The 25,418-nt window shown below is 68.7% G+C and carries 24 protein-coding genes and 1 tRNA gene; 9 read left to right on the top strand and 16 right to left on the bottom strand.

Annotation, left to right across the window (positions count from 1 at the left end):
* Window positions 1-257: 257 nt before the first annotated feature.
* The 3 genes from A33M_RS11675 to rpoZ all read right to left on the bottom strand — a co-directional run bounded on the left by A33M_RS11675 (window position 258) and on the right by rpoZ (window position 3,799).
* Window positions 258-518, bottom strand: coding sequence for a hypothetical protein (locus tag A33M_RS11675; RefSeq protein ID WP_008387304.1), 261 nt, complete (start codon window positions 516-518; stop codon window positions 258-260).
* Between the two features lie 223 nt (window positions 519-741).
* Window positions 742-2,940, bottom strand: a complete 2,199-nt coding sequence (locus A33M_RS11680; protein ID WP_202801865.1) for a RelA/SpoT family protein — start codon at window positions 2,938-2,940, stop codon at window positions 742-744.
* Between the two features lie 451 nt (window positions 2,941-3,391).
* On the bottom strand, window positions 3,392-3,799 hold the full coding sequence (gene rpoZ, locus A33M_RS11685; RefSeq protein WP_008387308.1) for a DNA-directed RNA polymerase subunit omega: 408 nt from the start codon (window positions 3,797-3,799) through the stop codon (window positions 3,392-3,394).
* Between the two features lie 439 nt (window positions 3,800-4,238).
* Here rpoZ and A33M_RS11690 point away from each other — a divergent pair, with 439 nt between their 5' ends.
* Together A33M_RS11690 and A33M_RS11695 are read left to right on the top strand one after the other, a co-directional pair.
* Window positions 4,239-4,883 (top strand): LabA-like NYN domain-containing protein, encoded by a 645-nt coding sequence (locus tag A33M_RS11690; RefSeq protein ID WP_008387310.1) that lies wholly within the window; start codon window positions 4,239-4,241, stop codon window positions 4,881-4,883.
* 89 nt (window positions 4,884-4,972) lie between these two features.
* Window positions 4,973-5,647, top strand: coding sequence for a uracil-DNA glycosylase (locus tag A33M_RS11695; RefSeq protein WP_008387312.1), 675 nt, complete (start codon window positions 4,973-4,975; stop codon window positions 5,645-5,647).
* A gap of 22 nt (window positions 5,648-5,669) precedes the next feature.
* On the opposite strand, the gene smpB is transcribed toward A33M_RS11695, so the two are convergent.
* The gene (gene smpB, locus A33M_RS11700; protein WP_008387314.1) at window positions 5,670-6,146 is read right to left on the bottom strand and encodes an SsrA-binding protein SmpB; all 477 of its coding nucleotides are present in this window, start codon (window positions 6,144-6,146) and stop codon (window positions 5,670-5,672) included.
* A 317-nt stretch (window positions 6,147-6,463) separates the two neighbouring features.
* Window positions 6,464-7,354: a 4-hydroxy-tetrahydrodipicolinate synthase gene (dapA, locus tag A33M_RS11705; protein WP_008387317.1), complete on the bottom strand. Its 891-nt coding sequence runs from the start codon at window positions 7,352-7,354 to the stop codon at window positions 6,464-6,466.
* A 240-nt stretch (window positions 7,355-7,594) separates the two neighbouring features.
* Here dapA and A33M_RS11710 point away from each other — a divergent pair, with 240 nt between their 5' ends.
* Window positions 7,595-10,087: a transglycosylase SLT domain-containing protein gene (locus A33M_RS11710; protein ID WP_008387321.1), complete on the top strand. Its 2,493-nt coding sequence runs from the start codon at window positions 7,595-7,597 to the stop codon at window positions 10,085-10,087.
* Between the two features lie 179 nt (window positions 10,088-10,266).
* On the top strand, window positions 10,267-11,157 hold the full coding sequence (locus tag A33M_RS11715; protein ID WP_008387323.1) for an alpha/beta fold hydrolase: 891 nt from the start codon (window positions 10,267-10,269) through the stop codon (window positions 11,155-11,157).
* 181 nt (window positions 11,158-11,338) lie between these two features.
* Here A33M_RS11715 and A33M_RS11720 read toward each other — a convergent pair whose 3' ends face one another.
* The 6 genes from A33M_RS11720 to gatB form a co-directional block, all read right to left on the bottom strand.
* Window positions 11,339-12,820 carry a porin gene (locus A33M_RS11720; RefSeq protein ID WP_008387324.1) on the bottom strand — a complete coding sequence of 494 codons (1,482 nt, stop codon included), beginning with the start codon at window positions 12,818-12,820 and terminating at the stop codon, window positions 11,339-11,341.
* A gap of 795 nt (window positions 12,821-13,615) precedes the next feature.
* A tRNA-Ser gene (locus A33M_RS11725) sits at window positions 13,616-13,709 on the bottom strand.
* A 198-nt stretch (window positions 13,710-13,907) separates the two neighbouring features.
* Window positions 13,908-14,174: an SEL1-like repeat protein gene (locus A33M_RS11730; RefSeq protein ID WP_008387326.1), complete on the bottom strand. Its 267-nt coding sequence runs from the start codon at window positions 14,172-14,174 to the stop codon at window positions 13,908-13,910.
* Between the two features lie 402 nt (window positions 14,175-14,576).
* Entirely contained in the window at window positions 14,577-15,734 is a 1,158-nt protein-coding gene (locus A33M_RS25305; protein WP_008387328.1) for a glutathione binding-like protein, read from the bottom strand.
* A gap of 677 nt (window positions 15,735-16,411) precedes the next feature.
* Window positions 16,412-17,026 (bottom strand): hypothetical protein, encoded by a 615-nt coding sequence (locus A33M_RS11740; protein WP_008387330.1) that lies wholly within the window; start codon window positions 17,024-17,026, stop codon window positions 16,412-16,414.
* A gap of 583 nt (window positions 17,027-17,609) precedes the next feature.
* Window positions 17,610-19,097: an Asp-tRNA(Asn)/Glu-tRNA(Gln) amidotransferase subunit GatB gene (gene gatB / locus A33M_RS11745; protein ID WP_040620317.1), complete on the bottom strand. Its 1,488-nt coding sequence runs from the start codon at window positions 19,095-19,097 to the stop codon at window positions 17,610-17,612.
* 283 nt (window positions 19,098-19,380) lie between these two features.
* Between gatB and A33M_RS11750 the strand changes: the two genes are divergently transcribed.
* Both A33M_RS11750 and A33M_RS22390 read left to right on the top strand, forming a co-directional pair.
* Entirely contained in the window at window positions 19,381-19,962 is a 582-nt protein-coding gene (locus A33M_RS11750) for a Uma2 family endonuclease (protein WP_008387335.1), read from the top strand.
* A 117-nt stretch (window positions 19,963-20,079) separates the two neighbouring features.
* Window positions 20,080-20,661 carry a Uma2 family endonuclease gene (locus tag A33M_RS22390; RefSeq protein ID WP_008387337.1) on the top strand — a complete coding sequence of 194 codons (582 nt, stop codon included), beginning with the start codon at window positions 20,080-20,082 and terminating at the stop codon, window positions 20,659-20,661.
* A gap of 163 nt (window positions 20,662-20,824) precedes the next feature.
* Here the strand turns inward: A33M_RS22390 and gatA are convergent, their stop codons facing one another.
* Window positions 20,825-22,303, bottom strand: coding sequence for an Asp-tRNA(Asn)/Glu-tRNA(Gln) amidotransferase subunit GatA (gene gatA, locus A33M_RS11760; RefSeq protein ID WP_008387339.1), 1,479 nt, complete (start codon window positions 22,301-22,303; stop codon window positions 20,825-20,827).
* A gap of 10 nt (window positions 22,304-22,313) precedes the next feature.
* The gene (gene gatC, locus A33M_RS11765) at window positions 22,314-22,601 is read right to left on the bottom strand and encodes an Asp-tRNA(Asn)/Glu-tRNA(Gln) amidotransferase subunit GatC (RefSeq protein ID WP_008387341.1); all 288 of its coding nucleotides are present in this window, start codon (window positions 22,599-22,601) and stop codon (window positions 22,314-22,316) included.
* 411 nt (window positions 22,602-23,012) lie between these two features.
* Between gatC and A33M_RS23495 the strand changes: the two genes are divergently transcribed.
* Window positions 23,013-23,174 carry a Thivi_2564 family membrane protein gene (locus A33M_RS23495; protein WP_008387344.1) on the top strand — a complete coding sequence of 54 codons (162 nt, stop codon included), beginning with the start codon at window positions 23,013-23,015 and terminating at the stop codon, window positions 23,172-23,174.
* On the opposite strand, the gene A33M_RS11770 is transcribed toward A33M_RS23495, so the two are convergent.
* A complete protein-coding gene (locus A33M_RS11770; protein WP_008387345.1) occupies window positions 23,156-23,341 on the bottom strand; it encodes a hypothetical protein in 186 nt (61 codons plus the stop codon). The two genes, A33M_RS23495 and A33M_RS11770, sit on opposite strands and share 19 nt — an antisense overlap.
* Window positions 23,342-23,475: 134 nt before the next feature.
* Here A33M_RS11770 and A33M_RS11775 point away from each other — a divergent pair, with 134 nt between their 5' ends.
* Entirely contained in the window at window positions 23,476-23,850 is a 375-nt protein-coding gene (locus A33M_RS11775; RefSeq protein ID WP_008387346.1) for a DUF6665 family protein, read from the top strand.
* A 50-nt stretch (window positions 23,851-23,900) separates the two neighbouring features.
* Here A33M_RS11775 and A33M_RS11780 read toward each other — a convergent pair whose 3' ends face one another.
* Together A33M_RS11780 and speE are read right to left on the bottom strand one after the other, a co-directional pair.
* Window positions 23,901-24,203, bottom strand: a complete 303-nt coding sequence (locus tag A33M_RS11780; RefSeq protein WP_008387348.1) for a glycine zipper domain-containing protein — start codon at window positions 24,201-24,203, stop codon at window positions 23,901-23,903.
* A gap of 47 nt (window positions 24,204-24,250) precedes the next feature.
* Complete coding sequence (gene speE, locus A33M_RS11785; protein ID WP_040620308.1) at window positions 24,251-25,162, bottom strand: polyamine aminopropyltransferase; 912 nt, start codon at window positions 25,160-25,162, stop codon at window positions 24,251-24,253.
* A gap of 47 nt (window positions 25,163-25,209) precedes the next feature.
* Between speE and A33M_RS24925 the strand changes: the two genes are divergently transcribed.
* On the top strand, window positions 25,210-25,418 hold a 209-nt coding region (locus A33M_RS24925), incomplete at its 3' end, for a hypothetical protein (RefSeq protein WP_237718358.1).

Genomic DNA, 25,418 nt, shown 5'->3' on the forward strand with positions numbered 1-25,418 from the left:
TTGAATCACGGATCCGAGCCGAGCCAAATCAAATCCGTGAATGCCGTAGGTCCGGCGGAGACGGGCGGTCGGCGACGACCCCGCGGCGCGACCGAAGGCGACACCCGTTCAGCCGCGGGCGGCCGAGAGCCACCGCGGGCGACGAACCGAACCATCGTGATCGGTGCCCGCCGCGCCGAACACCGACCCCGCCACCGAAGCCGCACGATCCCCGCAACCGAAGGCGCAGCGGAGACCGAAGCCGCGCGAGATGCCGGTCAGCCCGGCACCATCACGGTGACCTCGTGCAGCGTCTCCACGCAATTGCGGCCGCCGAACACGGCGCACTTGCAGGAGCGGGACGAGACGTACTTGGTGAGCGGAATCATTGGCCGTGGCTTTGCCACCTCCTTCTCCGGCACGGCGGCTTCCGCCTTCGAGACCAGCGGCAGCGGCTGCGGCGCCTTGTTCTGCATCGGCAGCTTTCCGGACGCGAACAGCAGCAGGACCACGGCGAGCGTTGCGTACAGTGTGCGCATGACGACCTCCAGACGACGGGGCTTCGCTGCACCGGCGGCCTATGGGCCGGCGCACCTCCCCTGCGATGCCCGTGGGCGTCTTACGGTGTCGCGGTAATGCCGGGAGGTCAAGATGCGCGCGCCCTGCGCCCTGCCCCGCCTCCCGCATCGCGGGCGACGCCGGACAGCCGGCGCGATGGCGCGGTGACGGCCGGCGCGCTGGCGGCCGGGGTGCTCGCGCGCCTCAGCCGACCACGCGGTCGGCCTTGGCGACGATCGGCTTGGCGCGAAGCTGCGAGATGATCGCGGTGAGGTGCTTGAGGTCGTACACCTCGAGGTCGATCACCAGGTCGCTGAAGTCGGGCGAGGAGCGGCTCATCTTGAGATTGTCGATATTGCCGTCGTTGTCGGCGATCACCTGGGCGACCTGGGCGAGCGAGCCCGGCTCGTTGACCGACTGCACGGCGATGCGGGCGGGAAACCGCTGCGGGTTGCTCTCGTCGACGTCGACGTCCCAGCGCACGTCGAGCCAGCGCTCCGGCATCTCCTCGAACTCGACCAGCGCCGGCGACTGAATGGGATAGATCGTGATCCCCTCGCCCGGCGTCATGATGCCGACGATGCGGTCGCCCGGCACGGCGCCGCCGTTCGGCGCGAAGCGCACCGGCAGGTCGGAATTGATGCCGCGGATCGGGATGGCGTCGTCGCCGACGCCCGGCACCTTGAACTTCACCGCCTTGCCGGTCTTCAGGCCGAACCAGCCCTTTTCCGGCTTCGGCACCGCGGTCGCGCGCTCCTCCTTGTAGTCGGGATACATCGCGCGCACGACGTCGGAGGCCTTCAGCTCGCTGCGGCCGACCGAGGCGAACACGTCCTCGATCGAGGCGCGGGCGAGCCGCGGCAGCGCGCCGTTGAGCTTCTCGTCGGAATATTCGCGCTTGGCCCGCTGGCACAGGCGCTCGACGATGCGGTGGCCGAGCTCGGCATATTGCGCCCGCACGGCGGCGCGGTTGGCGCGGCGGATGGCGGCTCGCGCCTTGCCGGTGGCGACCACCGATTCCCACGCCATCGGCAGCGCGTTCGGCCCGCGGGCGGTGAGGATCTCCACCTCGTCGCCATTGTGCAGCTCGGTGATCAGCGGCGCGATCTTGCCGTTCACCTTGCAGCCGACCGCGCGGTTGCCGATGTCGGTGTGGACCGCATAGGCGAAGTCGATCGGCGTGGCGTTCCGCGGCAGGGCGATCAGCTTGCCCTTGGGCGAGAAGCAGAAGACCTGGTCGTGAAACAGCTCGAGCTTGGTGTGCTCGAGGAACTCTTCCGGGTTCGACCCGACCGCCAAAAGCTCGATGGTGCGGCGCAGCCACGCATAGGCGTTCGATTCCCGCACCAGCGTCTCGGAGGGCGAGCCGAGATCGTCCTTGTAGAGCGCGTGGGCGGCGATGCCGTACTCGGCGATCTCGTCCATCTCGTGGGTGCGGATCTGCAGCTCGACGCGCTGGTTGCGCGGGCCGATCACGGTGGTGTGGATCGAGCGGTAGTCGTTCTGCTTGGGCGTCGAGACGTAGTCCTTGAAGCGGCCCGGCACCAGCGGCCAGGTGGTGTGGACGACGCCGAGCGCGGCGTAGCAATCGGCCACCGTCGCGACGATCGCGCGAAAGCCGTAGATGTCGGACAGCTGCTCGAAGCCGAGCGCCTTGCGCTCCATCTTGCGCCACACCGAATAGGCGTGCTTGCGCCGGCCGGTGACGCTCGCCTCGATGCCGCGCCCGGCGAGCTTGGCGGTGAGCTGCTGCTCGATCTCGGCGATCAGGTCGCTGTTCTTGGCGGCGACCTGATCGAGCCGCGCGCTGATCACCTGGAAGGCGTCGGGGTGGAGCACCCGGAACGACAGATCCTCCAGCTCGCTGCGCATCTCGTGCATGCCCATGCGGGCGGCGAGCGGCGCGTAGATGTCGATCGTCTCCTCGGCGATGCGCTTGCGCTTCTCGGCCGGCATGTAGCCCAGCGTGCGCATGTTGTGCAGCCGGTCGGCGAGCTTGACCAGCAGCACCCGGACGTCCTCGGCGATCGCCAGCAGGAGCTTTCGCAGGTTCTCGGCCTGCTTGGCCTCGCGCGACACCAGCTCGAGCTTCTTCAGCTTGGTGAGGCCCTCGACCAGATGGCCGATGTCCGGCCCGAAGATCCGGTCGATGTCGGTACGGGTGGCGTCGGTGTCCTCGATGGTGTCGTGCAGGAGCGCGGCGACGATGGTCGAGTCGTCGAGCTTGAGGTCGGTGAGGATCGCCGCGACCTCGAGCGGATGCGAGAAATAGGGGTCGCCGGAGGCGCGCTTCTGCTCGCCGTGGGCCTTCATCGCATAGACGTAGGCCTGGTTGAGCAAGTCCTCGTCGGTGTTCGGATTGTATTTGCGGACCCGATCGACCAGCTCGTACTGCCGCATCATCGGCCGGGCCGGCGGGGCGGCCTCGGGCGGCCGGTCGACCGGAAGCGCCGTCTCTCGGGGTGCCGTGTCCCGGGGTGCCTGGACCGGCGGCTGAACCTGCATGCGGGGCAACTTCGTGACCGGGGAGCCCACGAAACCGATATCTCCTTCGCGCGCGGAGGTGGAGTGCCCCGCGCGGCCGTTCAAGATAGCACGCGGCGCTCGGCCGCGGCCAAAGCTTTCATCGAAAAACGGCTCGAAAAAAGGCAACCCCGTCGGCGCGATCGGCGGCCGGAGGCGCGCTGTCGTTCGTCACACGACACCCACGCAGCGTGGTACCGCCGGCGTTCCCCGCCACGGTATCGGCCAGCGTGGCACCTGCGATCGGTGACCTGCAAACGGCGACCGGGCCGGACACCCGTGCGATCCGCCGACCGGCCGGATCCGGGACGGCGGCGGGCCGCCGGCCGTCTCAGTCCTCGTCGTCGGGCTCGACCGGCTCCGGCCGCTCCTCGGGCGGCGCCAGGCCTTCGAGGCCCTTCAGCAGCTCTTCCTCGGTCATCCGCTCCATCATGACCTCGGTGTCGTCGGCATCGACCCCCTCGCCGCCGCCGCCGATCAGCGGAATAGCCTCCGGCTCCGGCTCGTCCACCTCGACGTACTTCTGCAGCGAATGAACCAGCTCTTCCTTCAGATCTTCCGGCGAGATGGTCTCGTCGGCGATCTCGCGCAGCGCCACGACCGGGTTCTTGTCGTTGTCGCGGTCGATCGTGATCTGGGCGCCGGAGGAGATCATCCGGGCGCGGTGGCCGGCCAGCAGGACGAGCTCGAACCGGTTGGAAACCTTGTCGATGCAGTCTTCGACGGTGACGCGGGCCAAGGGCGTGCTCCTGCTCTCGGGCGTCCTCCGGCGGCGGCATCGCCCGGCGGGGGCCCGGCGAGACGTCGCACACGAGGGAGGGCGCGACCACGGTAACGCGCCGCAGCACGCCCGACCACGCTCGATCGGACGCGCTCCGGCGCTCGGATTTGTAGATTTCGTAGCGAGAACGGTCGAGAAGTGCAATGCTCACCTGGGTGGATTGCAATTTTTTATGAGGGATTGTCTCCGTGAATTGACTAGAAGATAGTTGCGAGTGTGGCTATGTCACAGTCGGACTCGGATTTTGGATGCGGTGCTTGTTTCTCGGTCGCCCCCGCGGCAGGGGCTGGTTTTCGGCTCGAATGCATCCCATAAGTCCGTCCACGCGACGAGTTAACGAGAAGCGATTCGTGTCCACCGGCGACACGGAGCGTCCAATACTGAAAACGAGAGAACCATGGCGGTGCCACCCGAAAAGATCGCTCTGTTCATCGATGGCGCGAACCTCTACGCGACGGCAAAGTCGCTAGGCTTCGACATCGATTACAAGCGATTGCTGCGCGAGTTCCAGGGCCGGGGTTATCTTCTGCGCGCATTTTATTACACTGCAGTCGTGGAAGACCAGGAATACTCGTCGATCCGCCCCCTGATCGACTGGCTGGATTACAACGGATACACGGTCGTCACCAAGGCCACGAAGGAGTTCGTCGACCAGACGGGCCGCCGAAAGGTCAAGGGAAACATGGACATCGAGCTTGCGGTCGATGCCATGGAGATCGCCGGCAACATCGACCACATGGTGCTGTTCTCGGGCGACGGCGACTTCCGCTCGCTGGTCGAGGCGGTGCAGCGCCGCGGCGTCCGCGTCACCGTGGTGTCGACCATCTCGACCCAGCCGCCGATGGTGGCCGACGAGCTGCGTCGCCAGGCCGACGTCTTCCTCGACATCGTCGAGCTGCAGCCGAAGATCGGCCGCGACCCCGGCGAGCGGGCCGAGCGCGCCGCTCGCGAATCGCGCCACACGCCGCAGTTCCTCCAGCGCAGCACGCATGTGCGCTCGCAGGAGCCGGCGCCGGCCAACAACTCGTTCGAAGACGATTGATCCCGCGCGCAAAAGCCGGTCCCGGCCGGCCCCGACCGGGGCCGGCCGGAGCGGTGCCGCGTGGTCGATCTCCGACGAATTGCGATTCGATGAACATCGATTCGGCTAATCCGAGCCCGGATTGCCCGCTCTGCCCCCGCCTCGCCGCCTTCCGCGACGGGTGGCGGGCGCAGCGGCCGGACTGGTTCAACGCGCCGGTGCCCGCGTTCGGCCCGGCCGATGCGCGTCTCCTGGTGGTCGGGCTCGCTCCCGGTCTGCAGGGCGCGAACCGCACCGGACGGCCGTTCACCGGCGATTTTGCCGGCGTTCTCCTCTACGAGACGCTGATCGCCTTCGGCTTTGCCCGCGGCATCTACGCGGCGCGGCCGGACGACGGCCTGACGCTGACCGACGCCCGGATCGCCAATGCGGTGCGCTGCGTGCCGCCGGAGAACAAGCCGACCGGCGCCGAGATCACCACCTGCCGTCCGTTGCTGGTCGCGACGCTCGCGGAGATGCCGCGCCTCTCGGCGATCGTGACGCTCGGCCGCATTGCCCACGACACTTTGGTGACGACGCTCGGCCGGAAGAGATCCTCGATGCCGTTCGGCCACGGCGCGGTGCATCGCTGCGACGGGCTGACCGTGTTCGACAGCTATCACTGCTCGCGTTACAACACGAACACCGGCGTCCTCACGCCGGAGATGTTTCGCGCGGTGTTTTCCGCCGTCAGGGCGCATCTCGACGGCACCGGCGGGCGCAGTGGATCCGGCTCGGGGGCGTGAGCCGCGGCCACCCTGCCCGGCCCTACCCCTTCGCCCGCAGCAGCCGCCCCTTCTCGCGGTTCCAGTCGCGCTTCTTCTCGGTCTCGCGCTTGTCGTGCAGCTTCTTGCCGCGGCCGAGCGCGATCTCGAGCTTGGCCTTGCCGCGCTCGTTGAAATACATCCGCAGCGGCACGATGGTCATGCCCTCGCGCTCGATCCCCTGGGCGAGCTTGGCGATCTGCCGCTTGTGCAGCAGCAGCTTCCGCCGCCGCTTCGGCTCGTGGTTGAAGAACGGCCCGGCCTGCAGGTACTCGGGAATGTTGGCATTGACGAGCCAGATCTCGCCGCCCTTGGCGTCGGCGTAGGATTCGCCAATGGTCGCACGGCCTTGGCGCAGCGACTTCACCTCGGATCCGAGCAGCGAGATGCCCGCCTCGACCACCTCGCCGATCTCGTAGTTGAAGCGCGCCTTGCGATTGTCGGCGACGATCTTCCGGCCCGGCTCCTTCTTCTCGGCCATGACGGCTCCGCCTCCTCTCGCCCGCCGCTCGCGCGACGTCCCATCCTCGTGCCGGCCGGCTCGCCCGTCGCGGCGCGATCGAGCGTTCGCAAACCACGTCCGCACTCGCCCGTAAACCGGCACGACTGCTCGTCTTTCGGTTGTTTACGGGCCGTGTTTACGGGCCGTGTTTACGGGCCGCCTCCGGCCACCCCGCCCGTGGAGAAGCCCCGGCGGGACTGGTCATATAGGTGCGCCGCGTCTGCGCACCATCCCCGCCGAAGGCCGGACCGCCGAAGCGCCGTCCGCGAAGGACCACCGAAGCGCCGTCCGCGAACTCAGCCGATCAGCCCCGCATGGGCCATCGCCTCGCGCACCGCCGCCTTGGTCTTGTCGGAGACCGGGACGAGCGGCAGCCGCACGGTGTCCTCGCACTTGCCGAGCACCGACAGCGCGTACTTGGTCGGCGACGGGTTGGTCTCGATGAACAGCGCCTGGTGCAGCGGCAAGAGCTTGTCCTGAATCGCCAATGCGGTCGCGTAGTCGCCCGCCAGGCAGGCGCGCTGGAACTCGGCGCACAGCCGCGGCGCGACGTTCGAGGTCACCGAGATGCAGCCGTGGCCGCCGTGCGCCATGAAGCCGAGCGCGGTGCCATCCTCGCCGGAGAGCTGGTTGAAGTCCGCACCCATCGCCGCGCGCTGCAGCGAGACGCGCAGCACATTGGCGGTCGCGTCCTTCACCCCGGCGATGTTGGGCAGCTCGAACAGGCGCTTCATGGTGTCGACCGACATGTCGATCACCGAGCGGGCCGGGATGTTGTAGATGACGATCGGGATGCCGATCGCGTCGTTCACCGCCTTGAAGTGCTGGTAGAGCCCTTCCTGGGTCGGCTTGTTGTAATAGGGCGTGACGATCAGCACGGCCGAGGCGCCGGCCTTCTCGGCGTGGCGCGCCAAGGTGATCGCCTCCTCGGTCGAGTTGGAGCCGGCTCCGGCGATCACCGGCACCCGGCCGGCCGCCTGCTCGACGCACCACTCGACCACCTTGTTGTGCTCGTCGTGCGACAGCGTCGGGCTCTCGCCCGTGGTGCCGACCGGCACCAGCCCGTTGGTGCCCTCGGCGATCTGCCAGTCCACCAGGGCGCGATACGCCGCCTCGTCGACCGACCCGTTCTTGAACGGCGTCACCAGAGCGGTGAACGACCCTCGGAAATTGCTCTTGGCAGCCATCGACCTCACTCCTCGCCCGCGCTCGGGCGTCGTCCTCGAGACACACTGTTACCGGGTCGCGACGCGGCGCGAAAGTCCCTGCGCGCGATGGGCTCGCGTGCATCCGAAAAAGCGCCGGCGATCTTGCTCGCGCCGCGATCGGGTCGAAAGATGGCCATGTTCCGCCGTGATTAGCGGATAATTAAGGAGAGCGGCCAAAAGGTCGCCACGGGGGCGGAGGTCTGGCTCGAGGGGGATCCGGTGTTCGCAGGCGATCGCCGTTTTCGGCTGTCGGTGTCGCTGATCGCGCTCGCCGCGATTCTGTGTGGCGCACCGTTCGCGCACGCGGCCTCCAAGCAGGCCGAGCCGGCGCATCATTCCGCCACGGCTGCCAAGGCGGGGCACGACAAGAAGGCGACGCACGAGAAGGCGAAGCCGTCCAAGGCGGCCTCCTCGGCGAACTCCAAGGCCACCGAGAAGGCCACGGACAAGGCCGCCAAGTCTTCGGGCAAGCCGGCGTCCGCCAAGACCACCGCAAAGAGCAAGACGGAATCCGCCAAGACCACCGCAAAGAACAAGGCGGACAAGTCCGCGGAAAAATCCGTGGCGGTGCCGCGCCCGCGGCCGCACACCGCGTCGACGCCGACCCCGGCGTCGCGGCCGAGCGCCGCGCCACGCGCCGTCGCGACCACCCGGGCGGCGCCGGCCGCCGCACCTCTGGCGCTGCAGCCGGGCGCGCTCGTCTCGACCGAGCGCACCGCCGCACTGCCGGCACAAACCTTCGTGCCCGCCCCGGCTCCCTCCACGCCGCTCGCCTACGCGCCCTCGCAGTCGACCTCGCGCGCGGACCTCTCGGCGGTCGCCGAGGCGATCCGGGCGGCGCGGCGCGGACGTCCCGGCGAGGCCACCGAGATTCAGCGCTCGATCTCCGATCCGCTCGCCCGCAAGGTCGTCGAGTGGCAGATCCTGCGCTCGAGCGACAACCAGGCCGACTTCTCGCGCTACGCCGCCTTCGTCACCGAGAACCCGGGCTGGCCGAGCGTCGGCATGCTGCGGCGGCGCGCGGAAAACATGATGTGGACCGAGCGCACCGACCCGGCGACGGTGAAGGCGTTCTTCGCCCGCACCGAGCCGCTCGGCACCCGCGGCAAGCTCGCGCTCGCCCGCGCGCTCTATCTCACCGGTGACCGGGCCCAGGCGGAACGCTTGGTGCGCGAGACCTGGCGCACCGACGGCTTCGGCCGCGACCTCGAAGGCGACGTGCTCGACATCTTTGCCGGCATGGTGACGCGCGCCGACGACAAGGCGCGGATGGACCGCCAGCTCTACGAGGACGGCGACTACGACGTCGCGATGCGCGCCGCCCAGCGGCTCGGCGGCGCGGCGCCGGCGATCGCCCGCGCCCGCCACGCGGTGATGACCCGTGCCGGCAACGCCAAGGGCTTGATCGATCAGGCGGCGGCGAGCGCGCCCGACGACGTCGGCGTCCTGTTCAGCCGCATTCAATGGCTGCGCCGCAACGACCATTATGCCGAGGCCGCCCGCCTCCTGATGTCGGCGCCGAAGAAGCTGACCGACGGCCACGACCCCGACGACTGGTGGATCGAGCGCCGGCTGGTCGCCCGCAAGCTGATCGAGCTCGGCGATCCACGCGCCGCCTACGTGGTGTGCCGCGACGCGACCCCGCCGGAGAAGGAGAACTACAAGGTCGAGCACGAGTTCATGGCCGGCTGGATCGCGCTGCGCTTCCTGAACGATCCGGCGACCGCGAGCCGGCATTTCGCGCGCATCGAGGCGACCGGCGTGGCTAACCCGATCTCGCTGTCGCGCGCCGGCTACTGGCTCGGCCGTGCCGCCGAGGCTGCCGGCCGCACCCGCGAGGCGCGCGCGCATTACGAGAAGGCCGCCCATTGGGGCACCGCCTATTACGGCCAGCTCGCCAAGGCCCGGCTCGGGCTCGGCGAGGTCGCGCTGATGCCGCCGCCCTCGCTCGGCGGCGAGCGGCGCGCCGCCGTGTCACGGCTCGAGGTGGTGCGCGCGGTCGACGTTCTGTACGGCGCCGGCGCGAGCGACCTGGTGATTCCGTTCGTCGCCGATCTCGCCGACCGCACCACCGACATCGCCGCCCTCACGGCGATCGCCGACATCTGCGCCCGCAACGACGACGCCCGCGCCGTGCTGCTGGTGGGCAAGACCGCGCTCGGCAACGGCCTGCGGCTCGACTACGCCGCCTTCCCCACCATCGGCCTGCCGCGCTTCTCGATGATCGGGCCGCAGGTGGAGCCGGCGGTGGTCTATGCGATCGCCCGCCAGGAGAGCGCCTTCAATCCGAAGACGGTGTCGCCGGCCAACGCCCTCGGCCTGATGCAGGTGACGCCGGCCGCCGGCCGCTTCATCGCCAAGAAATACGGCGTGCGATTCGACGAGAAACGGCTCCTGTCGGACGAGGTGTACAACGTGCAGATGGGCGCCGCCGAGCTCGGCGGCAACATCGAGGCCTACAACGGCTCCTACGTGCTCGCCTTCGCCGCCTACAATGCCGGGCGCGGCCGGGTGCGCGAATGGATCGAGCGATTCGGCGATCCGCGCGACCCGCGGGTCGACGCGATCGACTGGGTGGAGAAGATCCCGTTCTCGGAGACGCGCAACTACGTCCAGCGCATCATGGAGAACGTGCAGGCCTATCGCGTCCGCTTCGGCCACGGCACTCGCTTGACCATCGAGGCCGATCTCCGCCGCGGCGCCACCGACTGACCAGACCGGACTTGTCCGGTTCTTTTTCGGTTTGCCTCGATCCGCATCTCGCTCCACGGATAGCGTCGCGCCTGCGAGAACGCTCCTGTCCCCGCGGCGATACCACCGACGCGCTTGACCCCGCCCGCCCTCGCCCGAACAATCGCCCCATCGGGGAACGCATTGGTCGAGGCATTGCCATGACGGACGACGGTTTCTCCTCCCACTACGTGACGGCGAGCGACGGCTTGCGGCTGCATGTCCGCGAATACGGCGACCGCTCCTTTCCGCTGGTGCCGGTGGTGTGCCTGCCGGGCCTCACCCGCACCGCCGCCGATTTTCACCCGCTCGCCTGCGCGATGGCGCACGATCCGGTCCGCCCGCATCGGGTGCTCGCGGTCGATTATCGCGGCCGTGGCCTGTCGGGCTACGACCCGGACCCCGCCCGCTACACCATTCCGATCGAGCTCGGCGACCTTTTGACCGCGCTCGACGCGCTCGCCGTCGGCCCGGCGGTGATGGTCGGCACCTCGCGCGGCGGCCTGATCACGATGGTGCTGGCGACGATGCGTCCCGACGCGATCGCCGGCGCGGTGCTCAACGATATCGGACCGGTGGTCGAGACCGCCGGGCTGATGCGCATCAAGAGCTATGTCGGGCGCGCCGCGATGCCGAAGGATTTTTGCGCCGGTGCCGCCGCGCTGAAGGCGCAGTTCGGCGACCAGTTTCCCGATCTGTCGGACGAGGACTGGCTCGCCTTCGCGCATCGTAGCTGGCGGGTGGAGAACGGCGCCCTGGTGCCGACCTACGATCAGGCGCTTGCCCGCACGCTCGACACGTTCGACCCGACCCACCCGATGCCGACCCTTTGGGACGGTTTCGATGCGCTCGCGGCGGTGCCGGTGATGGTGATCCGCGGCGGCATGTCGGACATCTTGTCGGCCGCGACGGTCGCGGCGATGAAAGCGCGCCGGCAAGACCTCGCGGTGCTCGAGGTGCCGCGCCAGGGCCACGCGCCGATGCTCGCCGAGGACGACGTCATCGAAAAAATCGCCGCGTTCGTCGCCCGCTGCAACGCCCGCACGGGCTGACCACGCGCATCCCCCGGCCGATCACGAACGCCGCCCGAGCAGCCGCGCGGCTTTGCGCCGCCGTGCCGTCACGACGCAGCGACGGTCGAGCAGACGGTCGAAAGAGCACAAAAAACCCCCGGCGGAGACCGCCGGGGGTTTCTCGACTGAACGAGTTCAGACGATCAGGAGATCGAGCCGATCACGGAACGATGTCGCGATGGACACGGAACGTGAACGTCCAGGCGTCCTGGTCCTCGAAGTTAGCATTGTTGATGATCGCAGTGCCACCATTACGCGCAACGCTGCCAGCGCCGGCAAAGGCGGTGTCGAGCGCGGTGTAGAGGACGTCCACGCCCATGTAGAAGTCGGGGCGGATGTTCCACTGGGTGCGCGAGCCGAGCTGCCAGAACGAGAAGCTGGCATCGCAGCTGTTGCCCGCGGCGACACGAATGGCGCCGGCCTGCGCCAAGTTGGCACACAGATTTGCCGACGCCGCATCGCTGTAATCGACGTCGAAGTAACCGCCGTACACGGAGGTCTTCAGAGCCGGGGTCCAGCGATGGTCATAGGCGGCGTTGATGCCGAGAACCTTGGTCAGCTCCATCCCACCGGCGGCGGTATAAACGCCATCGGAGAACAGGCCGAAGCCGACCGAGTTGCCGCCGCCGTAGAACATCGGGCTGTAAGCGCCCGGGGTCCAGATCGCGTAGCGCATCGCGCCTTCGGTGTAGTTCACCTGGAAGGAGAACTTGTCGCCGGGCGAGATGAACGAGGTGTTGATGACGGCACCGGCACCGACCGCGAAGCCGATCTCGTCCTCGCCATTGCCACCGAGGTTTGTGAGCTGGTTGTTCACATCGTAGTTGTAAGCAGCCGACGCGTCGTGAATGGCGCCCATCACCTGGAAGGAGCCCCAAGCCTGGTCGACGCGAACGTTCGCGACCACGTCCGGCCACCGAACGCCGACATAGTCGTTGTTCAGCGTGTTGAGCGCCGTAGGCACTCCCGACGTAGCAAAACCGGTCACGTTCACGCCGTCAACGTTCGCGATGCCGACGCGACGCGGGTCTTCGGCCGAGATCGTGGCCGACACGCCGTTGCCGAACTGCATGGTGTAGGCGGCGAGATTGATGCCCGAGTCACCGGTGTCCGACGCGGCGATCGCCAGGTACGAAATAGCGCCGGTCGAGTAGATGTCGTAGAACGACACCGCCTTACCGAAGGTGAACCCGGCGAACTGGATGAAGCCGCGGGTCGCGTACACGCCAGCCGAGCCGCCGCCGGCATTGCTGATCGCACCGGTCAGGTTGTCATGGGTGTAGCCGAACAGCACGTAGGTGCGCAGCGTGCCCCACTCGGTCTGCGACCGGGTGTCGACCGTCCACACCGCGCGGGTGCGCATGCCGAAGTCGTTACTGAAACGCGACTGCTGACCCGAGGTCGCCAGCGCGCCGGTGCCGACGCTCTGACCACCGTTGTAGTAGTACTGGCCACGGACGAAGCCGCCCATCTTCATGCAGATGTCGGTGCCCGGGATGTAGTAGAAGCCCGCGCCGTAGAGAGAGCAGACCTTCACGTACTCGACCGGCTTGGCCTTGACCGGAAGATCGGCCGCCTGCGCGCCCGCAACCGCCACGAGACCTGCCGCGGAGCCGAGGAGAAGGCTTTTCACCATCTTCATCTGAAACCTCCATTCGTTTTGCCTTGGGAGGGTTCCGTCTCCGGCGGACGCTCGGCGCCCTCAGAAGGTCCCCTTATTCCCCGATCCACCCAGTGTCCGTCGCCTGCCGTGTCACCGGCGAGGCGTTGAACTCCAGACGGGGCGACCCCGGGAATGCCCCCCTTCGTCGCGGGGTCAGATTAGCTCAGGGCCTCTCGCAGGCAATAACGAAGCGCCCGAACGACGGCTGCAGAGCATTGAATCCAGGGTGGTGTTGCACATGCGCCACGGTTCGACACACCCCCGGCTCACCCTGCGGGGTGCAGAATATGTATTTGAACGCATTGGGTTGCACGACATGCTCGAGAGCCGGTGCGATGACGCGCGTTGCGCGGTACTGTCGTCCCGCACCCGGTCGGAACAGGCTCGAATCGACTCGGGGTCGAGGTTTTTCACAGTAACGTCACAGTATTTTGCGGTGCACCGGTGTCCGGCACCGAAACACCCCTGCAATACGCACCTTTTCTGCGGCGATAAGCTCGGACGGGGCGCCGGCTGTGGCCATCGACTCGGCCGGCGAGGCGGCCGGCGAGCCGGCGGCTCGCGCCACGCCGGACCACGGGCCGGGCTTCGATGCGGGGTTCCATATGTGGGGGAATAAGCCGTTCGGGCGAATCGGGCACGACGGGAATCGCGCGGGCCTCGAGCCTCGAGGGTCTCGGTCCACGCCGCGGCGCCATGGCGGGACGAGCGTCGCCGGCCGCAGGGCGGCACCACACGGCGACCGATAGCGACGTGCGAACAATGGAAGGGGGATGGCGGAGACGGAGGGATTCGAACCCTCGATACGGCTTTAAGGCCGTATAACGGTTTAGCAAACCGCCGCCTTCAGCCACTCGGCCACGTCTCCGGTGGCGGAATTCATTACAGACCCGACCCGGCCGCGTCAAACGGCCCGTGCGTCTTTCGGCGTTTCGGTGGGTTCACCGCCGCACCGCCTCGATGCCGGGGGCGACGCGAACCACGCCCGCCTGCCCCGGTTCTTGCCCCGACCCCTGCCCCCGGCCCCTGCCGGCTGGCGCGGTTTCGCCGCGGCGAGCCTCCCGCGTCAGCGGCCGAGCCAGTCGCGGGCGGCGCGCTGGGCGGCGGCGATCTCGCTCTCGCTCATCAGCGCGGCGATCTCGCGGCGCAGCCGGATCGCATCGCGGTTGCCCTGCAGGGCGGCGAGATTGAACCACTTGTGCGCCGACACGTAGTCGGGGGCGACGCTCGCGCCGGTCGAGTACATCATCCCGAGATGGAAGAACATGTCGGCGCTGGTGGTGGCTTCGCCGAACGCCGCGGTGTCGCAAGCTGCAGTCTCGAACCGTCCCATGCTGGCCTCCCCTGGCCCCGGCCGCTCTCGGCCTTCTGGTTCACCCGTCGCGTCCGGCCGTCCTGTTCGTCCGGAGCACGAGGCGATTTTGCGAGGCGGCCCTGAAAGCGGGCTTAAAAGGCGCGATGAACGGCCCGTAAACAGCGGCGGCACAGGATCCGGAAAGCGCTGGCGGGGCAGTCGGAAAACACTCGGGAATTCGGCATTTCGGTCGAATCGTCGACAGGCCGGTAACCACCCGCCTCGAGCGTTCTCTAACCACGATCGCGAGAGGCGTTTTCGCACGCCCGGCGAGGCGGCGTTCACGACGAAAAACGGCCGGGCTCTGCCCGGCCGCTTCCCTCGTCGTGATCGTCGTGATCGTCGTGATCGTCGTGCCCGCGTGCGGGACACGACGGTGCATCAGCCGGCGCGGGCGCGCTGACCGAACAGCACCGACTGCGCCGCCGGGTCGCGCATGTCGATCGCCGCCGACTCGTCGACCTTGAGCGCGAGGCCGCGCGCGACCGCCGGCCGCGCCATCATCGCGTCGAGCCAGCGCTTCACGTGCGGGAAATCCTTCAGGTCCTGGCCCTGCCGCTCGTAGCGGCTCGCCCAGCCGATGCAGGCGATGTCGGCGATCGAGTACTTGCCGGCGAGGAACTCCCGGTCGGCGAGGCGCTTGTTCATCACCCCGTAGAGCCGGTTGCACTCGTTGGTGTAGCGGTCGATCGCGTACGGGATTTTCTCCGGGGCGTAGCCGCGGAAATGATGCGCCTGCCCGGCCATCGGCCCGAGCCCGCCCATCTGCCACATCAGCCACTCCTCGACCTCGATGCGCGCGCGCTCCTGCGAGGGATAGAGCTTGCCGGTCTTGCGGCCGAGATACATCAGGATCGCGCCCGACTCGAACACCGAGACCGGCTTGCCGCTCGGCCCGCGCGGATCGACGATCGCCGGCATCCGATTGTTCGGCGAGATCGCCAGAAACTCCGGCTTGAACTGGTCACCGGTGGTGATGTTGACCGGCCGGACGACGTAAGGCAGCCGACACTCCTCGAGCATGATCGAGATCTTCCAGCCGTTCGGCGTCGGCCAGTAGAACAGCTCGATCGGCGGCTGCGTCGCGCCGCGCCCGCGCACCACCTTGGGGGCGGCGACGGCCTTGCCGGCCTTCGGCGCAGACGACGCGGCGCGACGGCCGGCGGCGCGTGCGGACGCTTTCGGCGACCGCGCAGGCGCGGCGGCCTCGGTGCCGCGGCCGGGCTTCGGCGCCGCCGCCGTCCGGCTCACCGCCGTCCGGCTCGCGGTCCTGGTCGGTGCCTTCGAAGACGCCCTGGTGGCCGGCTTGGTCGATGCCTCGGCCGACCGCTTGCCCACGGCTTTCGAAGCCGGCTTCGACACGGGCTTGGACACGGGCTTGGACACGGGCTTGGACGCGGCCTTGGCCGACTTGGTGAGCGTCGCGGCCTCGGCCGGCGCTTTCGCCCGGCGCGACGCGCCCGGGGTCGCCTTGCGGGCCGCCGCCGACGATCTCGAAGCCGGATCCTTGCCGGCCGTGCGCTTGGGGGTACGAGCCATGTTCACTCCTGACGCGGCCGGGTCGTGTGTCGTGCGGATGCCGCTGGTCCGTCGTTGGGATCACTCGGCGGCGATCCTCGTTGCTTCTCGGCGCTGCGGCCGGCCGACCCGGCGGCCGCGACACCCGGCCGGAAGAGACCGGCCGTGCTCATCATAATGGAGGGCGAGGTGATCAGACAGAACCCCGTCGGCCGATCGGCCCGTCACACGGCGTCGTGAGACACCCGATCGCGCGACGAACGACCTCACGAGAGCCGAGCCTGCGAAAGACGATCCCGAGAAAGACGATCCCGAGAAAGACGATCCCGAAACCCGCCCGTCGAAAATGTCTGCCCGACGCTTCGGGCGAGACGGTGGCGGCGCCCGCTTCGCGCCGACCCGAGCCGGCGGATGGCGACCGAAAGGATCGCGGCAGGATGCAGGGAAACGCGAGGACGTCGGCGAAAGGGCCGAGCGGACCGGCCGGTGGACGTGATTCCGCCCGGTCGCCTCCGATCACGTCCGGCCAGTCGCTCCGCATCCGGCGGGGTTTGCCGATGCCGACGCGATCTCGCCGACGCCCTCGTATCGTCGGCCGGTCCGGTGGCGGCTCGGCGATCGACCGCCGGTCGCCGCACACCCGAAACCTCGACGCACTCCACGGCATTTTCGGACCGGTCGCTCCGACCGACCGACTCTCACGTCTTGGTGCGCGCCGCGGGCTTCCTGGCGACGGTCGTCTTCTTGTCGACGGCGGCCTTGGCCGCGGCGGTCTTGGTGACGCCGGCCTTGGGGGCGCCGGCCTTGCCCGCGGTCTTCCTGGCCGCCGGCTTCGCCGTCGTCTTCGCGGCGGAGGCTTTCGGAGCAGAGGCCTTCGCAACAGACGCCTTCGCAACAGACGCCTTCGCAGCAGACGCCTTCGCAGCAGAGGCCTTCGTCTCGGCGGGCTTGGTCGCCTTGGCGGACGAAGCTCTCGCACTCGAAGCCTTGGCGGTCGCGGCCTTGACGCTCGAACCCTTGGCGGCCGGCTTCTTCTCCGCGGACTTCGCGGCGGCGGGCTTGCCCACGGTCTTGGCCTTCGCGGATTTGGTGATCGCGGACTTGGCCGCGGCGGACTTGGCCGCGGCAGGCTTGGCCACCGCGGTCTTGGCCGCCGCAGTCTTGGCGGTCGCGGCCTTCGCCGCCGGCTTCGTTGCAGTGCTCTTGACGGCGGCGGTCTTCTTGGTCGCCGTCTTCGCGGCCGCCGGCTTCGCCGCGCTCTTCGCCGGCTCGGCGGTCGTCGTCTCGGCAGTCGTCGTCGCTTTCTTCGGCATGCTGCCCTCCTCGCCGTGGATGGCGATAGTCGTGCCAACGCGAATCGAAGGCACTGCAAGTCCGATTACTACAGCACAACGGAAAAAGCAGCGACGCCGGCGCCGCTCTCGCGTTCTCCGGGTGCCGAAACCGCCCGCGCCACAGGGTCTTCCGCGCCTCCGCAGGCCGAGCTCCGCACGAACACGGATACGTGACGAGATCGCGAGGCGAAAAATCCGGCATCACGGAAACGCCCGTGGGACGGGCGTTTCCTCGCCGCGTTCCGGCATCCCCGCCGCAGCGACACGCGGTGAAACGCACGGCCGAAAGAACAGCCGAGCGTGACGGCAAGACTTCGTTCACGGCCTCGAAATTTTTCTGCGGATTTGTTCTTCGAGCCGGCGCGGGAGCGGCCCGGCCGGCGCCGACCCCGACGCCACACGTCGACCACCGCCGATTCGAGGCGGGATCCGAAACGCCTGCGGGACGGGGCTTGCCGGCACCTCGCGGTCTCGGCGGCCGACCGCCGAAACGAGACCGGGCGGGCTTCGAAAAGCCCGCCCGGAAAACACCGCCGCAAAGAAGAACGCTTTCCGCCGCCGGTCACTCGATGCCGAGCTTGCTCTTCAGCAGCGCATTGACCGCCTGCGGGTTGGCCTTGCCGCCCGACGCCTTCATCACCTGACCGACGAACCAGCCGACCATTGCCGGCTTCTCCTTCGCCTGCGCCGCCTTGTCCGGATTCTTGGCGATCACCTCGTCGACCGCGGCCGCGATGGCACCGGTATCGGTGACCTGCTTCATCCCGCGCGCCTCGACGATCGCCTTGGGATCGCCGCCCTCGGTCCACACGATCTCGAACAGATCCTTGGCGATCTTGCCGGAGATGGTGCCGTCGGCGATCAGGTCGAGCACCGCGCCGAGCTGGCCTGCCGAGACCGGCGAGGCGGCGATGCCGCGGCCCTCCTTGTTGAGCCGGCCGAAGAGCTCGTTGAGCACCCAGTTGGCGGCGATCTTCGGATCGCGCGTGCGGCCGTCGGCGGCGCGCACCACGTCCTCGAAGAAGTCGGCGCTCTCCTTCTCGCCGGTGAGCACGCCGGCGTCGTAGGCCGAGAGCCCGTAGTTGCCCATGAACCGCGCCTTGCGCGCGTCGGGCAGCTCCGGCAGGTCGGCGGCGAGCGCATCGACATAGGCCTGGTCGAACTCGAGCGGCAAGAGGTCGGGGTCGGGGAAGTAGCGATAGTCGTGCGCCTCCTCCTTGTTGCGCATCGAGCGGGTCTCGCCCTTGCCCGGATCGAACAGCCGGGTCTCCTGCTCGATCGTCTCGCCGTCCTCGATCAGGCCGATCTGGCGGCGCGCCTCGACCTCGATCGCCTGGCCGATGAAGCGCAGCGAGTTGACGTTCTTGATCTCGCAGCGGGTGCCGAGCGGCTCGCCGGGACGGCGCACCGAGACGTTCACGTCGGCGCGCAGGCTGCCCTCCTCCATGTTGCCGTCGCAGGTGCCGAGATAGCGCATGATGGTGCGCAGCTTGGCGACGAACGCCTTGGCCTCCTCGGCCGAGCGGATGTCGGGCTTCGAGACGATCTCCATCAGCGCGACGCCGGAGCGGTTGAGGTCGACGAACGACATCGAGGGGTGCTGGTCGTGCACCGACTTGCCGGCGTCCTGCTCGAGGTGGAGCCGCTCGATGCCGACCTTGACGGTCTCGCCGTCAGGCATGTCGACCAACACCTCGCCCTCGCCGACGATCGGCGACTTGTACTGGCTGATCTGGTAGCCCTGCGGCAGATCGGGATAGAAATAGTTCTTCCGGTCGAAGACCGATCGAAGGTTGATCGCCGCCTTGAGCCCGAGGCCGGTACGGATCGCTTGGCGCACGCACTCCTCGTTGATCACCGGCAGCATGCCCGGCATCGCCGCGTCGACCAGCGAGACGTGGGCGTTCGGCGCGGCGCCGAAGGCCGCCGAGGCGCCGGAGAACAGCTTTGCCTGCGAGGTCACCTGGGCATGGACCTCCATGCCGACGATCACCTCGAAGGCGCCGGTCGCGCCCTCGATCAGCTTGTCCGTCTTCACCGGTGCGGTCATGGTCTTGCCCAATGGTGCGTCCCGAGACAGGTCGGTCGGTTCCGCCCGCGGCGGAAGCGGCGCCGGGGACGGCGGCGCGCCGAAACGTTCCACCATCGGTTATCCCGTGGCGCCGGCGGCATCAAGCCGGGTGGTCGCATCCGCGGGGTTCGGCCGGAGGCCGGCGACACCGGGGCGACGCGATAGGCTGCAGGGCATGGTCTCCCGAAATGGTGAAGCCGCGCCACCCGTTCTCCCGCGGCGGCGCCGGACGCATCTGGTAGAATGGGGTTTGGAGGCTGCGATGACCGTTTCGACCATCCGGACGCTACCCCCCCTCGGCCCGGACGATTTCCTGCGCCATCCCGCATTGCAGGGCGAGCGCTACGAGCTGAGCGAGGGCCGTGTCGTGATGATGACCGGAGCATCGAAGGCGCACCGCGAGATCGCGGGGAGCCTCTTCATCCGTCTCTTCGGCCTGTTCGACAAGCGCCGCTTCCATGTCGCGGTGGCCGAGCTGGCGGTCCGGGTCGGGCAGTCGGTGCGTTATCCTGACGTCGTGGTCGACGTGCAGAGCGACGACCCGAAGGGCCTCACCGCCGTCGCTCCTGTCCTGATCGCGGAGGTTCTGTCGCCCTCCACGCTCGCCACCGATTTCGGCGCAAAGGTGCGCGAGTACACGGGCCTGCCGAGCCTCCTCACCTATCTCGTCCTGTCGCAGGACGAGCCGCGCGCCTGGGTCTGGCGACGCGGCGAGAACGGCGCGTTTCCCGACGAGCCGGAGATGCTGGAGGGCCGCGACGCCGTCGTCCCCCTGCCCGCCCTCGACGGCGCCACGCTGCCGCTTGCCGAGGTTTATCCGGAGGCCGACCCGTCGTCGCCGTAGTGTGGGCAAAGGCGCGGAGCGCCGTGCCCATATGCGCCCGTTCACGGGGAAACGGCGAGCCGGCAAATCCTCGGCGCACCGTCGGCGGTCTGCTAGATTGCCGTGCAGGAGACGAACATGAAGATGGACATCCGGACGCTACCCCCGCTCGGCCCGGACGATTTCTTGCGCCACCCCGCTCTGCAGGGCGAGCGCTGCGAGCTGAGCGAGGGCCGTGTCGTGATGATGACCGGAGCATCGAAGGCGCACATCGACATTGCGGGCGACCTGTTCGTCTTCCTGCGCAGTCGCCTGGACAGGGCCCGCTATTTCGTGGCGGCGAGCGATCTGGCGGTGCGGGTCGACGGCTCGGTCCGCTATCCCGACGTGGTGGTCGACGTGCGCGACGACGACACCAAGGCCCTCACGGCGACTGCGCCGCTGCTGATCGCCGAGGTCACCTCCCCCTCCACGCTCGCCACCGATTTCGGCACAAAAGTGCGCGAGTACACGGGCCTGCCGAGCGTCCTCACCTATCTCGTCCTGTCGCAGGACGAGCCGCGGGCGTGGGTCTGGCAGCGCGGGGCCGATGGCGCGTTTCCGGAGGAGCCGGAGATGCTGGAGGGCCGCGACGCCGTCGTCCCCCTGCCCGCCCTCGACGGCGCCACGCTGCCGCTTTCCGAGATTTATCCGGAGCCCGAAGCGCCTACGGCGCCGTAGTGTGGGCAAAGGCGCGGAGCGCCGTGCCCACGGGCAACTGTTCGCGTGCTCGCGACGAGAAAAGGCGGGCACGCTGCGCTTTGCCCGCCCTACGACTGGGTCCCCGCCTTCGCGGGGACGAGCGGCAGACGATCCGCCTCCTCGCTCCCGCCTCCGGCGAAACTCACGCCCACCACCGCTCCGGCGCAAAGCGCCCCGCCGCCTGCTCGATCGTCTCGCCGAGCGAGAAGAGCGTCTCCTCGTCGAACGGGCGGCCGACCAGCTGCAGCCCGAGCGGCAAGCCCTTGGCATCGAGCCCGCCCGGCACGGCGATGCCGGGAAGGCCGGCCATGTTCACCGTCACCGTGAAGATGTCGTTCAGATACATCTCGACCGGGTCGCCGGAAACCTTCTCGCCGATGCCGAAGGCGGCCGACGGCGTCGCGGGGGTGAGGATGGCGGAAACGCCCGCCTCGAAGCACGCCTCGAAGTCACGCTTGATCAGCGTGCGGACCTGCTGGGCGCGGCGATAATAGGCGTCGTAATAGCCGGCCGAGAGCACGTAAGTGCCGATCATGATGCGGCGGCGCACCTCGCGGCCGAAGCCGGCGGCGCGCGTCTTCTCGTACATCTCGGTGACGTCGTGGCCGGGCACCCGCACGCCGTAGCGCACGCCGTCGTAGCGGGCGAGGTTCGACGAGGCCTCCGCCGGCGCGACGATGTAATAGGCCGGCAGCGCGTACTTGGTGTGCGGCAGCGACACCTCGACGATCTCGGCGCCGGCAGCCTTCAGCCATTCGGCACCCTGGTGCCAAAGGGCCTCGATCTCGTCGGACATGCCGTCGACCCGATACTCCTTCGGGATGCCGATCTTCATGCCCTTCACCGAGCGACCGACGGCCGCCTCGTAGTCCGGCACCGGCAGATCGACCGAGGTGGTGTCCTTCGGGTCGTGCCCGGCCATCGCGCGCAACAGGATCGCGCTGTCGCGCACCGTGCGGGCGAACGGCCCGGCCTGGTCGAGCGAGGAGGCGAAGGCGACGATGCCCCAGCGCGAGCAGCGGCCATAGGTCGGCTTGATGCCGACCGTGCCGGTGAAGGCGGCCGGCTGGCGGATCGAGCCGCCGGTGTCGGTGCCGGTGGCGCCGAGGCACAGGCCCGCCGCGACTGCCGCCGCCGAGCCGCCCGACGAGCCGCCGGGGACGAGCTTCGCCGTGTCGCCCTTGCGCCGCCACGGCGAGACCACCGGGCCGAACCGCGAGGTCTCGTTCGACGAGCCCATGGCGAACTCGTCGTTGTTGAGCTTGCCGAGCATCACCGCGCCGTCGCGCCACAGATGCGAGGAGACGGTCGATTCGTAGACCGGCACGAAGTTTTCCAGGATCGCCGAGCAGGCGGTGGTGCGCACGCCCTCGGTCGCGAACATGTCCTTGATGCCGAGCGGCAAACCCTCGAGCGGCCCGCCCTCGCCCTTGGCGAGCTTTTGGTCGGACGCCGCCGCCATCGCGAGCGCCTTGTCGGGCGTCTCCAGCACATAGGCGTTGAGGCCGCGCGCCGCCGCCATCGCGGACAAGTGCGCCTCGGTGAGCTCTTTCGAGGACATCGCGCGGCTGCGCAGAAGGTCGCGGGCCTCGGCGAGCGTGAGCGAGATCGGATCGGTCATCGCGGCACCCTCACTCGACCACTTTCGGGACGAGGAAGAAATTGTCCTCGGTCGCCGGCGCGTTCTTCACCACGAGCTCGGCGATCTCGCCGTCGGTGACGACGTCCTCGCGCTTCTTCATCACCATCGGGGTGACGGAGGTCATCGGCTCGACGCCGGTGACGTCGACCTCGGACAATTGCTCGACGAAGGCCAGGATGGCGTTGAGCTCGCCCTGCAAATGCTCGACCTCGTCGTCCTCGACGGCGATGCGGGCGAGGCGGGCGATGCGACGGACCGTCGCGGCGTCGACCGACATGGAAGCTCCTCGGGCTCGGCCCGGTGCGGGCCGCAATCGGGCACGCACGGCGCGAGTCGCGCCTCTGCCCGGCGGCGCCGTTCTAGCAGACGGTATTTTGCCGCCGCAACCCGCCGTCCGGCGGGGGTCGGCCGCCGGCACGCGGTGTCGGCGCCTGCGCGCGGTGTTTGGCCGGGACACGCCGGGCGAGGCGGCACGAGCCGGGCCGGCTCGCCCGCCCTCGCCCGCCCTCGGCCGCCGAGGATGCGTCGTGTGGGGAACCCGGCGCCGGAACACGCCGTTGAGGTATGCCGAGGCGGTTTCCTCGAAAGCAAGCACCCCCGCGGGCCGCGGTGCGGCCCGTCTCATTTCACCGTGGCACGGGCCGGCTCGCCCGCGCCTCGTCGCAACCATCACACGAACGGAATTTCCATGTCGATCCTGATCAGCGTCCTCGTCACCTTCGTCGTCGTCATCCTGGTGCTCTATCTCGTCAACATGATCCCGATGGAAGCCCGCGCGAAGCAGATCGTGCAGATCATCGTGATCATCATCGGCATCCTGTCGCTGCTGCGCTACCTGGCGGTGTTCTGATCGCTCTTTCGGTAGGACTCGAGGGTCGCGCGGTCACGTTCGGCCTGCGCGGCCCGATCGGTCCGCCGGCGGCGCCATTGCAGCGTGCCGAAGATCATCGCCGCGGCGAGCGCCACGACCAGCACGACGTCGATGAAGAACCACAGCCAGCCGCCTTGCTCGTCCATCACGGGCTCCACTCTGCCGATTGGTGTCGTTCTCTGCTAACGTCCGGGTCCGTCGGGTGATCCATCGTCGCGAGACGCGACGGAGGCGGTGCGACCCGGCGCCGAGCCGAAGCGAGCCGAGCCGAAGCGAGCCGATGCCCCGATTTCCGAAAAACCCCGACGCGGTTCTCGCCGACGAGATGCTGGCCGAGCAGGCGTCTGCGCTCGGGCGGCTCGGGCGCGGGGTCGAGCGGGCGCTGGAGGCGCTGCGGGCGTTCGACGCGGCGGCGGCCAAGCGGGCCACGGCGCGCGATGCGGGCGCGGAAAAAGCCGAGCGGGCGGCGCTGGTCGATGCCGCGGCCTATGCGTTCTGGATGCTGATGGTGCAGCGCGAGTCGATCGGGCTGCGCGACACCCGCACGCTGGCGCGAGACTACGCCGTCCCGCGGGAGGTGCAGCTGCGGGTCGGCATCGCCAAAAAGCCGGCCGAAAAGCTGCCGGGCCGCCGCACACGGCGTCCCGAGCGCTGAAAAAAATCGGCGCCGCCCCTCGAGGCCGGCGCCGCCGGAGTGCGGGACGATCAGTAGCAGTAGCGGCGGGAGACGCGCTGATAGCCGCCCGGTACCGCCTGGTAGCAGCGGCCCTCGTACCAGTAGAAGCCGCCGCGGCGCTGCTGCGAGGCGCCGATCATCGCACCGGTCGCCCCGCCGATGATGCCGCCGGCGACCGCACCCCCGGCCCGGCCGGTGACCGCCCCGCCGATGATCGCGCCGGCGGCGCCGCCGATGATTCCGCCGGCGAGCGGATCCTGGGCGGCGGCCGGCCCGGCCGGCATCAGGGCTGCGAGAGAGATCAGGGCCGCGGCACCGAGAGATCGAACCATCGCCAGTCCTCCGTGAAGATCCCCGTCGATACCAGTGGTACAGGGAATCACGGCTTTTTTGAACCCGAGCCCCCTGCTCCGGCCCCTGCTCCGGCCTCCACCAGCGCATCGGCAATGAAGCGCGGCAGCGCGAAGGCTGCCGCCTGCACCTCCGGCGTCCAGTAACGCGTAGGAAAGCGCCCCGCCTCGGCGTAACGGCGTTCCAGCGTCTCCACCGGCGTGCGGCGCAGCGCGCGGTCGTCGGTGGCAAAACCCATCGCCATGTGTCCGCCGACATAGGTCGGGATCGCCGCGACGTAGCAGGTGCCCTCGGCAAACAGGCTGCGGAAATGGGCGACCGAGCCGGCGACCTCCTCCGGCTGAAAGAACGGCACGCCGTTCTGCGTCACCAGCACGCCTCCGTCGGTCAGGCAGCGCTTGCAGCCGGCGTAAAACTCTCTCGTGAACAGCACGGCGCCCGGCCCCTGCGGGTCGGTCGAGTCGACGATGATCACGTCGAAACGCCGCTCGGTGGTCGCCACGAAGTCCATGCCGTCGGCGATCACCAGCTCGAACCGCGGATTGTCGAGCACCGGCCCGGTGAATTCCGGGAAATGGGTCTTCGAGAACTCCACCACCGCGGCGTCGATCTCGACCTGAACGACGCGCGCGACACGCTCGTGCTTCAACACCTCCTCGGCGATACCGCAGTCGCCGCCGCCGACGATCAGCACGTCGCGCACCGCGCCGTGCGCAAGGATCGGCACGTGGGTCATCATCTCGTGATAGACGAACTCGTCGCGGGTGGTGACCTGGGTCGCGCCGTCGAGCATCAGCATCTTGCCGAAGGTCTGGTTCTCGAACAGCACCATGTGCTGGTGCTCGGTCGCGTCCTCGAACAGCACGCGGTCGGCCGCGTAGCTGGTGCGCAGGCCGATCTCCTCGAACAGCGTTTCGGACATCCAGCGGCGCTCGGCCATCTTTCGCCTCCGTGCGGAAATAGGACGTCTTCGGAAAAACGGACGTCGTGAAAAGGACGAGCGACCGGCGCTTTTTTTTCTCGCACGCCGGCCGCTCGGTGTTCATGGTCTTTTGCGGCGAGCCGAACCGGAACGAAGCGTCCGCTCGTCCCCGCGAAAGCGGGGACCCAGAGCTTCACGGCACGACCCGCCCCGCTTCCGCGGGAATGATACCGGATTCGGGTGATCAGTTCCGAGTGATGGATTTTGGCCACCA

The sequence above is a fragment of the Rhodovulum sp. PH10 genome (genome assembly GCF_000293785.1).
Classification (GTDB): domain Bacteria; phylum Pseudomonadota; class Alphaproteobacteria; order Rhizobiales; family Xanthobacteraceae; genus Rhodoplanes.

What these genes read in the sequence shown, in the direction of transcription:
- A33M_RS11675 (WP_008387304.1), bottom strand. Translation starts at nt 518, where the DNA reads ATGCGCACACTGTACGCAACGCTCGCCGTGGTCCTGCTGCTGTTCGCG.
- A33M_RS11680 (WP_202801865.1), bottom strand. Translation starts at nt 2,940, where the DNA reads ATGATGCGGCAGTACGAGCTGGTCGATCGGGTCCGCAAATACAATCCG.
- A33M_RS11690 (WP_008387310.1), top strand. Translation starts at nt 4,239, where the DNA reads ATGGCGGTGCCACCCGAAAAGATCGCTCTGTTCATCGATGGCGCGAAC.
- A33M_RS11695 (WP_008387312.1), top strand. Translation starts at nt 4,973, where the DNA reads ATGAACATCGATTCGGCTAATCCGAGCCCGGATTGCCCGCTCTGCCCC.
- smpB (WP_008387314.1), bottom strand. Translation starts at nt 6,146, where the DNA reads ATGGCCGAGAAGAAGGAGCCGGGCCGGAAGATCGTCGCCGACAATCGC.
- dapA (WP_008387317.1), bottom strand. Translation starts at nt 7,354, where the DNA reads ATGGCTGCCAAGAGCAATTTCCGAGGGTCGTTCACCGCTCTGGTGACG.
- A33M_RS11715 (WP_008387323.1), top strand. Translation starts at nt 10,267, where the DNA reads ATGACGGACGACGGTTTCTCCTCCCACTACGTGACGGCGAGCGACGGC.
- A33M_RS11720 (WP_008387324.1), bottom strand. Translation starts at nt 12,820, where the DNA reads ATGAAGATGGTGAAAAGCCTTCTCCTCGGCTCCGCGGCAGGTCTCGTG.
- A33M_RS11730 (WP_008387326.1), bottom strand. Translation starts at nt 14,174, where the DNA reads ATGGGACGGTTCGAGACTGCAGCTTGCGACACCGCGGCGTTCGGCGAA.
- A33M_RS25305 (WP_008387328.1), bottom strand. Translation starts at nt 15,734, where the DNA reads ATGGCTCGTACCCCCAAGCGCACGGCCGGCAAGGATCCGGCTTCGAGA.
- A33M_RS11740 (WP_008387330.1), bottom strand. Translation starts at nt 17,026, where the DNA reads ATGCCGAAGAAAGCGACGACGACTGCCGAGACGACGACCGCCGAGCCG.
- gatB (WP_040620317.1), bottom strand. Translation starts at nt 19,097, where the DNA reads ATGACCGCACCGGTGAAGACGGACAAGCTGATCGAGGGCGCGACCGGC.
- A33M_RS11750 (WP_008387335.1), top strand. Translation starts at nt 19,381, where the DNA reads ATGACCGTTTCGACCATCCGGACGCTACCCCCCCTCGGCCCGGACGAT.
- A33M_RS22390 (WP_008387337.1), top strand. Translation starts at nt 20,080, where the DNA reads ATGAAGATGGACATCCGGACGCTACCCCCGCTCGGCCCGGACGATTTC.
- gatA (WP_008387339.1), bottom strand. Translation starts at nt 22,303, where the DNA reads ATGACCGATCCGATCTCGCTCACGCTCGCCGAGGCCCGCGACCTTCTG.
- gatC (WP_008387341.1), bottom strand. Translation starts at nt 22,601, where the DNA reads ATGTCGGTCGACGCCGCGACGGTCCGTCGCATCGCCCGCCTCGCCCGC.
- A33M_RS23495 (WP_008387344.1), top strand. Translation starts at nt 23,013, where the DNA reads ATGTCGATCCTGATCAGCGTCCTCGTCACCTTCGTCGTCGTCATCCTG.
- A33M_RS11770 (WP_008387345.1), bottom strand. Translation starts at nt 23,341, where the DNA reads ATGGACGAGCAAGGCGGCTGGCTGTGGTTCTTCATCGACGTCGTGCTG.
- A33M_RS11775 (WP_008387346.1), top strand. Translation starts at nt 23,476, where the DNA reads ATGCCCCGATTTCCGAAAAACCCCGACGCGGTTCTCGCCGACGAGATG.
- A33M_RS11780 (WP_008387348.1), bottom strand. Translation starts at nt 24,203, where the DNA reads ATGGTTCGATCTCTCGGTGCCGCGGCCCTGATCTCTCTCGCAGCCCTG.
- speE (WP_040620308.1), bottom strand. Translation starts at nt 25,162, where the DNA reads ATGGCCGAGCGCCGCTGGATGTCCGAAACGCTGTTCGAGGAGATCGGC.